Genomic DNA, 7,267 nt, shown 5'->3' on the forward strand with positions numbered 1-7,267 from the left:
CTGGGGCCGCAAGACTTGCGCCCGAGACTCAGTCCCAAGACTCGGGCATAGTCCAAAGTAGACACCGAAAGTTAACGGAAAGGCAAATCGGGCCCTTGAAAAAGCCTGTTCACAACCCCCGCGAAGTCGCTGAAATCGTTGCGATTCAGGCGCTGTCCTTTGTCGCCGGCGAGCCCGAAAGGCTGGGCCTGTTCCTGGCTGAGACAGGGGTCGGTCCGGAGACGCTCCGGAACGCCGCCTCGGACCCGCATTTCCTGCTCAGCGTGCTCGATTTCGTGCTGCGCGATGACGACACCGTGAAGGCCTTTGCCAAGGCCTCGGACCTGCATCCGACCAACGTTGCCGCGGCGCGGCAAGTGCTGGGCGATGCGCTCGGCGACCCGACCTGGGAGCGCGACGTGCCGTGACCGCCCCCGATCTGGCCGGGCCCCGCTGCTTCTGCCGGGATTGTCTGGCCGATCTGGATATGGGCGGGCGACGCTGTTCCGCCTGCGGCTCCCCTCGCCTCGTCCGCCACCGGGCGCTCGCAGGGCTCACCATCGCCCACATCGACTGCGACGCCTTCTATGCGACGGTCGAAAAGCGCGACAATCCTGATATCGCCGACAAGCCGGTCATCATCGGCGGCGGCAAGCGCGGCGTGGTCTCGGCCGCCTGCTATATCGCGCGCACCTACGGCGTGCGCTCGGCGATGCCGATGTTCAGGGCGCTCGAAGCCTGCCCCCATGCGACCGTGATCCGCCCCGATATGGCAAAATACGTGCGGGTCGGACGCGAGGTGCGGCAGGCCATGCAGGCGCTGACGCCGCAGGTCGAACCGCTGTCGATCGACGAGGCCTTTCTCGATCTCTCCGGCACCGAGCGCGTGCACGGCATGATCCCGGCAAAAGTGCTGGCGCGTTTTGCCCGCAAGGTCGAGCGCGATATCGGCATCACCGTCTCGGTCGGCCTGTCCTGCAACAAGTTCCTGGCCAAGATCGCCTCCGATCTCGACAAACCCCGCGGCTTTGCGGCGCTCGACCAGGAGGAAGCGCGAACGATGCTCGCTTCGAGGCCCGTCGGCTTCATCTTCGGCGTAGGACCTGCCACGCAGGAGCGCCTCATGCAGCGCGGCTTCCGCATCATCGCCGATCTTCAAAAGGCCGATGAGATCGAGCTGATGCGGCAATTCCCCAGCGACGGCCGCCGGCTGTGGCGGCTCGCGCGCGGCATCGACGACCGCCGCGTCGAAGCCGACCGCGGCGCCAAGACGATTTCGAGCGAGACAACCTTCGAGACCGACATCCGCGATTTCGCGTCGCTGGAGAAGATCTTGTGGCGCCTGTGCGAGAAGACGTCGTCGCGGCTCAAGAGCAGCGAGCTTGCGGGGTCGACCGTCACGCTGAAGCTGAAGACCGCCGATTTCCGCCAACGCACCCGGTCGCAGTCGATCGCGGCGCCGACGCAGCTCGCCACAAAGATCTTCTCGATCTGCCGCGAGATGCTGGCCAGGGAAACCGACGGCACTGCCTTCCGCCTGATGGGCGCCGGCGTCAGCGCGCTGCGCGAAGGCTCGCCCGCCGACGACACCGACATGCTCGACCGCCGCGCCGCACATGCCGAGCGCGCGGTGGACAGCCTGCGCAAGAAATTCGGCAGTGCCGCCGTGATCCGCGGTATCGCCTTTGAGGGACCGGAGAAGGCGCAGGAGTGATGGTAGGCCGTGTCCACGTCGTCATTGCGAGCCGCAGCGAAGCAATCCAGACTGTTACCGCGGAGAGATTCTGGATTGCTTCGCTGCGGCTCGCAATGACTGACCGTCGCTGCACGGCTTCCCGAAAGGAAGCACCATGCCAGGCGAACGCGATCTCAACGCGCTGCTGAAGCACATGAAGCCGGAGCTGCGGCCGGGCATCTTCGTGTTCTGCGCGATCCCGACGGACAAGCCCGTTACCACGGCACTCAATCCGCTGCTGACGTTCCGCGAGCAGGAAGGAACGACGCTGGTCATCCTGCGCGAAGAAGCCGAAGCAGCGGGCTTGCCCTACGCATTCCCTTCGCGCCTGATCACCCTGACAGTGCACTCCGCGCTCGATGCCGTCGGATTTCTGGCGGCGATCACAGCCCGGCTGGCCGAAGCCGGCATCAGCGTGAATGCAGTTTCGGCTTTCCATCACGATCACCTCTTCGTGCCGGCCGAGAGGGCGGACGAAGCGATGGTCGTGCTGCGGAAGATGTCGGAGCCGATTCACCTGTAGTCCGATGCTGCCGTGAGCTTCATCTACGCGAGGCTCAGCGTGCCATAGTGCCAGTGTTTTGCCCGACGCGGCGCAGCGCGCCGGCCCTCCCGGGGCCGCCCGGGCTACCACTTAATCCGCAACCGCGATCGCCTCGATCTCGATCAGCCATTCCGGCGCGGCGAGCGCGGAAACGCCGACAAGGGTCGAGGCCGGCGGCTCCATGCCCTCGAAGAAGGCCGACCGGGCCTTGCCGATGATCGGTCGCAGCTCCGGCTTGTAGCCGACGACGAAGGTCGTGATCTTGACGATGTTGGCGTAGGTCGCGCCGGCCGCCTTCAGTGCGTGACCGAGATTCTGCATCACCTGCGTGGTCTGCGCGGCAATATCGCCCTCGCCGACGATTCGCCCCTCCTCGTCGACCGACACCTGGCCGGAAATGTAGATCGTGCGCGCACCGGAGGCGGTGACGACGTGGGAATAAGCGGGATTGTGGTGCAGGCCGCTGGGACGGAGATGGTCGAGCTTGGGCATGGGCTGGCTCCCGGAGTCTATGGTTGGCCGGGAGCGTAGCTGGAGAGGGAGCGGAGAGCCAGGCCGTCATTGGCAATGACGGAAGAGAGAGCATGCCCCTCAATTGCAGGGCTTACTGTCCTTGACGTCGAACTTACCCATCGCACCGGAAATGACAAAGTCGTTGTAGTCGAGCACGAGCCGGCGGGAGACGCCGTTCTCGTAGAGCTCGAACGACATCGCATAGACCGGCGTCTGCTCGCCTTCCTTCTGCTGCACGTCTCGGTCGAAATAGCTGACCGTCACCGGCCAGCGCGTCAGCGATTTCATGTGCTCGTCGGATGTCGACGGATCGGGCGAAGCGGTACGGTCGGCCGGGATCGGCTGACCGATCACCGTCAGCGTGTTGTAGACTTTCTGGCCGTCGTCGGAGCCGTCATAGACGGAGAGCTCCAGCAGCGATTTGCCGTCCTTGGCAGCCGCGATGATGCGCTGGATCTGCTCGGTCGGAAACACGATCTTGCCGTCGAGAGTGAAATTCTTCGGTGCCGGCAATTTCAGCTTGACGTTGATGTGATCACCATCGCGTTCGGCCGAGCCGTCGACGAGGCCAGCCTCGGCCTCGTTCATCCGCGTCTCGATCTTGAAGCGATAGCTTTTTCCTCCGGCGTCCTCCCAGGAATTGGAGCGAAGGTCGCTGAGCGTGACCTTGCCCTCGCCGCTGTCGAGTTCGGAGACCTGGCGGAATTCGGAGGTGTAGCCCTCGCAGGAGCTTCCGGTGAAGTTATAGAGGATGCGGCCGCGCGCGCTGTTGATCGAGTTGGAACGCGATTTGACGAGGCTGAGGTCATACAGCGCCTGGTGCGGGAGGAACGGACCGCTGGCCGCCAGCGCTGCGCTGCCGGAGCCAAGAGCGGCCGCCGCGAGCGCCATCACACCGAGCGAAGTCCGGAAAAGGTGCACCATGTCTGTTCCTTGAGGATGCGTCCTTGGGGAAAGCGCAGATTCGACATTTTAATGACCGTTCCATTGCGTCGCAACTGAGGCCGGTTCAACTAAAGTTGCGGCGCTCGCTTTGAACAGCCTGTCAGCTCTCAACAAACTGCCGCCCCCTCCGGTTGCTTGCATGTGGGATCGCGATGGGCGAAACAGGGCGCGCCGCCCGGCGTCCTTGGAGGCGCCCGGGCGGATGAATTCCTGAACGGATTTTGGACAGCGAGGTCGAACATGGCGGGCACGGTCGAGCAGAAACTGGCGGAACAAGGGATCAAGCTGCACGAGGCTCCCACCCCCGTTGCCAACTACGTGCCATTCGTGCGCACCGGCAATCTGTTGTTCGTCTCCGGTCAGGTCTGCTTCGACCCCGCCGGCAAGCTGATCGCCAAGGGCAAGCTGGGTGCCGGCGTCTCGCTCGAAGACGGCGCGGCAGCGGCGCGCGGCTGCGCCGTCAACCTGCTCGCCCAGGTCAAGGCGGCGGTCGGCGACCTCGACAAGGTGGTCCGGGTGGTGCGCCTCGGCGGCTTCATCAACTCGGCGCCGGATTTCCTGGATGGGCCGAAAGTGCTGAACGGCGCCTCCGACCTGATGGTCGCGGCCTTCGGCGACAAGGGCCGCCACGCCCGCACCACCGTCGGCGTCGCCTCGCTGCCCGCGGACGCGGCCGTCGAGGTCGAAGGCGTGTTCGAGGTCGCCTGAGATCAGCATCGTGCGCGCTCCGGATTGGCTGACAGCGCGGCCGGTCGCCCACCGCGGCCTGCACGACATTTCCCGCGGAATTGTCGAGAACATGCCGGGCGCGGTGCAGGCTGCGATATCGGGCAATTTCTCGATCGAGGTCGACATCCAGCTCTCGGCCGACGGCGAGGCCATGGTGCACCATGACCATGCGCTTGGCCGCCTCACAGAGGCCAGCGGCCCGGTAGTCGCGAAGACTGCGGCAGAACTGAAGGCCGTCACCTTCAAGGATACGCCCGAGCGGATGATGTCGCTCAGCGACCTCTGCGCCATGGTCGCCGGCCGCGTGCCGTTGGTGATCGAGGTGAAGAGCCATTTTGATGGCGACCGCAGGCTGGTGAAGCGGATGGCCGACGTGCTGGCATCCTATGACGGGCCAGCCGTCGGCATGTCTTTCGATCCCGACCAGGTGATGGCGCTGCGCGAGCTGCTGCCCTCCCGCCCGCGCGGCATCGTCGCGCAGCGGAGCTATGAGGACGCGTATTGGGCCCACCTGACCGAGGCACAGCGCGGCAGCATGCTGTACCTGCGCCACGGCTTCCGGACCCAGCCCCATTTCGTCGCCTTCAAGGTCGACCACCTGCCGGCGCCCGCCCCCTGGATTGCCCGCAACGTCTTCGGCTGCGCCCTGCTCGGCTGGACCGTGCGCACGCCGGAGCAGCGGGCTCGGGTCGGACAGTATGCCGATCAGATGATCTTTGAGGGCTTCGTGCCATAACGTTGATGTTCCCCGCCCTTGAAGTCGCTGCTGCAATGCACGATCTTGGGTTCAATGGCATCATCCGAAATAACGCTCGAGGCCGTCCCCTCCATTGGCGAAGTCTTGCCCGAGGATTGGGACGCCTGCGCAAATCCTGGCAAGGCCTGCAACGGGCATGGCCTGGGAACCTCATCCGGGCTTCCAGGCGATTCCCTCGGCCTCTTAAAGCCCGCCTATAACCCGTTCGTCTCTCACGCCTTTCTCTCCGCCACCGAGAAATCGGGTTCGGCCACGATCCGCACCGGCTGGGGGCCGCGGCATCTGCTGGCCAAGATCGACGGCCGCGTCGTCGGCGTCGTGCCCTGCTATCTGAAGTCGCACAGTCAGGGCGAATATGTCTTCGATCGCGGCTGGGCAGACGCGTATGAGCGCGCCGGCGGGCGCTATTATCCGAAGCTTCAGGTCTCGGTTCCTTTCACGCCTGCCACAGGCCCCCGGCTCCTGGTCCGCGACGGCGTCGACCGCGAGCGCATCATGGAGGCGCTGGCGAGCGGGCTGGTGGCGCTGTGCGGCGTCAGCAAGGCCTCCTCGGTGCACGTCACCTTCGCGCGCGAGGCGGAGTGGAAGCTGCTCGCCCGGCACGGCTTCCTCCAGCGCACCGACCAGCAGTTCCACTGGCACAACGAGGGTTTTGCCAGCTTCGACGATTTCCTGGCGACGCTGAATTCGCGTCATCGCAAATCGATCAAGCGCGAGCGGCGCGATGCGCTCGCCGCAGGGATCACCATCCACTGGCTCACCGGAAAAGACATCACCGAGGACGCTTGGGACGCCTTCTTCGAATTCTACATGGAGACCGGCTCGCGCAAATGGGGTCGGCCGTACCTCACGCGCGAGTTCTTCTCGCTGATCGGCGAGACCATGAGCGAGGACGTGCTGCTGGTGATGGCCCGCCGCAACGATCGCTGGATTGCTGGCGCCATCAACTTCATCGGCTCGGATACGCTGTTCGGCCGCAACTGGGGCGCGGTCGAGCACCATCCCTTCCTGCATTTCGAGGTCTGCTACTACCAGGCGATCGATTTTGCGATCAAGCACGGCCTCGCCCATGTCGAGGCGGGTGCACAAGGCGAGCACAAGATCGCGCGCGGCTACCTGCCGCGAACCACCTACTCGGCTCATTTCATTGCCGACCCCGGCCTGCGCCGCGCCATCGACGATTACCTCAAGCGCGAGCGCGCCTATGTCGCCGAGGCCGGCCGGGAACTCGCCGAACTCGGTCCATTCCGCAAAGGCATCGACGAGGCGCCTTGACGGTTTGCCACCGCAGGTGACAGTAAGCGCGAAAGTTCGAGGGAGCCGCCACCATGACCGCCTACGACACCAACAACATCTTCGCGAAGATCCTGCGCGGCGAGCTGCCCTGCCACAAGGTCTATGAAGACGAGCATGTCTTCGCCTTCCTCGACATCATGCCGCGCGTGCCCGGCCACACGCTGGTGATCCCGAAGGTCCCTGCCCGCAACATCCTCGACGTCGCGCCGGACGACTATGCCCATGTGGCGCGGGCTGCGAAGAAGATCGCGATCGCCGCGATGAAGGCGTTCAACGCCGACGGCATCACCGTGCAGCAGTTCAACGAGGCCGCCGGTGGACAGGTCGTGTTTCATCTCCACATGCACGTGATGCCCCGCCACGACGGCGTTGCGATGCTGCCGCCCGCAAGTCGCAAGGAAGACGCCAAGGTGCTGGAAGAGAACGCGACCAAGCTGATCGCGGCGCTGAAGGCGGGCTAAAGCGGGATGGTTTTAGTCTGAATCGATTTGGGATTCCCAAATCAGTCGGTTTCTGATTCACCATGCTGGCTGGACGGAGGCCAGCATGGATGGGCAAGCCGTATTCTCTGGATCTTCGCAAGCGTGTTGTAGCCGCTATCGAGGGCGGGATGTCCCGCAATAAGGCCGCCAAGCAGTTTGGGGTGGCGATCAGCACGGCCATCGGCTGGATGAAACGGGTCGATGAGACTGGCAGCGTGGCTCCAGGCCAGATGGGCGGTCATAAGCCGAAGGCGGTTTCGGGTGAGCACGCGGTCTGGCTGTCACAA

10 protein-coding genes are annotated in these 7,267 nt (G+C 64.6%); 8 read left to right on the top strand and 2 right to left on the bottom strand.

Annotated elements, in window-relative coordinates; genetic code table 11:
• The first annotated feature begins 95 nt into the window (after positions 1–95).
• The 3 genes from XH88_RS26895 (at position 96) to XH88_RS26905 (ending at position 2,237) form a co-directional block, all read left to right on the top strand.
• Positions 96–407 carry a DUF3572 domain-containing protein gene (locus tag XH88_RS26895; protein WP_271671258.1) on the top strand — a complete coding sequence of 104 codons (312 nt, stop codon included), beginning with the start codon at positions 96–98 and terminating at the stop codon, positions 405–407.
• Entirely contained in the window at positions 404–1,693 is a 1,290-nt protein-coding gene (locus XH88_RS26900; protein ID WP_271671259.1) for a DNA polymerase IV, read from the top strand. Before XH88_RS26895 ends, XH88_RS26900 begins: the two co-directional genes overlap by 4 nt.
• Positions 1,694–1,829: 136 nt before the next feature.
• Positions 1,830–2,237, top strand: coding sequence for an ACT domain-containing protein (locus XH88_RS26905; RefSeq protein ID WP_271671260.1), 408 nt, complete (start codon positions 1,830–1,832; stop codon positions 2,235–2,237).
• A gap of 111 nt (positions 2,238–2,348) precedes the next feature.
• Here XH88_RS26905 and XH88_RS26910 read toward each other — a convergent pair whose 3' ends face one another.
• A complete protein-coding gene (locus XH88_RS26910; protein WP_057751440.1) occupies positions 2,349–2,750 on the bottom strand; it encodes a RidA family protein in 402 nt (133 codons plus the stop codon).
• A gap of 99 nt (positions 2,751–2,849) precedes the next feature.
• Complete coding sequence (locus tag XH88_RS26915) at positions 2,850–3,695, bottom strand: cell envelope integrity EipB family protein (protein ID WP_271671261.1); 846 nt, start codon at positions 3,693–3,695, stop codon at positions 2,850–2,852.
• A gap of 261 nt (positions 3,696–3,956) precedes the next feature.
• Here XH88_RS26915 and XH88_RS26920 point away from each other — a divergent pair, with 261 nt between their 5' ends.
• From XH88_RS26920 to XH88_RS26940, 5 genes are all read left to right on the top strand, one after another.
• On the top strand, positions 3,957–4,424 hold the full coding sequence (locus XH88_RS26920) for a RidA family protein (RefSeq protein ID WP_271671262.1): 468 nt from the start codon (positions 3,957–3,959) through the stop codon (positions 4,422–4,424).
• Positions 4,425–4,434: 10 nt separating this feature from the next.
• Positions 4,435–5,181: a glycerophosphodiester phosphodiesterase gene (locus XH88_RS26925; RefSeq protein WP_271671263.1), complete on the top strand. Its 747-nt coding sequence runs from the start codon at positions 4,435–4,437 to the stop codon at positions 5,179–5,181.
• A 54-nt stretch (positions 5,182–5,235) separates the two neighbouring features.
• Entirely contained in the window at positions 5,236–6,477 is a 1,242-nt protein-coding gene (locus XH88_RS26930) for a GNAT family N-acetyltransferase (RefSeq protein WP_271671264.1), read from the top strand.
• Positions 6,478–6,530: 53 nt separating this feature from the next.
• A complete protein-coding gene (locus XH88_RS26935) occupies positions 6,531–6,959 on the top strand; it encodes an HIT family protein (protein ID WP_271671265.1) in 429 nt (142 codons plus the stop codon).
• An 89-nt stretch (positions 6,960–7,048) separates the two neighbouring features.
• A partial coding sequence (locus XH88_RS26940) for a transposase (RefSeq protein ID WP_271671266.1) occupies positions 7,049–7,267 on the top strand: 219 nt, incomplete at its 3' end.

Origin of the sequence: Bradyrhizobium sp. CCBAU 51627 (assembly GCF_028128765.1) — a bacterium.
Taxonomy (GTDB): Bacteria; Pseudomonadota; Alphaproteobacteria; order Rhizobiales; family Xanthobacteraceae; genus Bradyrhizobium.

What these genes read in the sequence shown, in the direction of transcription:
- XH88_RS26915 (WP_271671261.1), bottom strand. Translation starts at nt 3,695, where the DNA reads ATGGTGCACCTTTTCCGGACTTCGCTCGGTGTGATGGCGCTCGCGGCG.
- XH88_RS26935 (WP_271671265.1), top strand. Translation starts at nt 6,531, where the DNA reads ATGACCGCCTACGACACCAACAACATCTTCGCGAAGATCCTGCGCGGC.
- XH88_RS26920 (WP_271671262.1), top strand. Translation starts at nt 3,957, where the DNA reads ATGGCGGGCACGGTCGAGCAGAAACTGGCGGAACAAGGGATCAAGCTG.
- XH88_RS26930 (WP_271671264.1), top strand. Translation starts at nt 5,236, where the DNA reads ATGGCATCATCCGAAATAACGCTCGAGGCCGTCCCCTCCATTGGCGAA.
- XH88_RS26910 (WP_057751440.1), bottom strand. Translation starts at nt 2,750, where the DNA reads ATGCCCAAGCTCGACCATCTCCGTCCCAGCGGCCTGCACCACAATCCC.
- XH88_RS26905 (WP_271671260.1), top strand. Translation starts at nt 1,830, where the DNA reads ATGCCAGGCGAACGCGATCTCAACGCGCTGCTGAAGCACATGAAGCCG.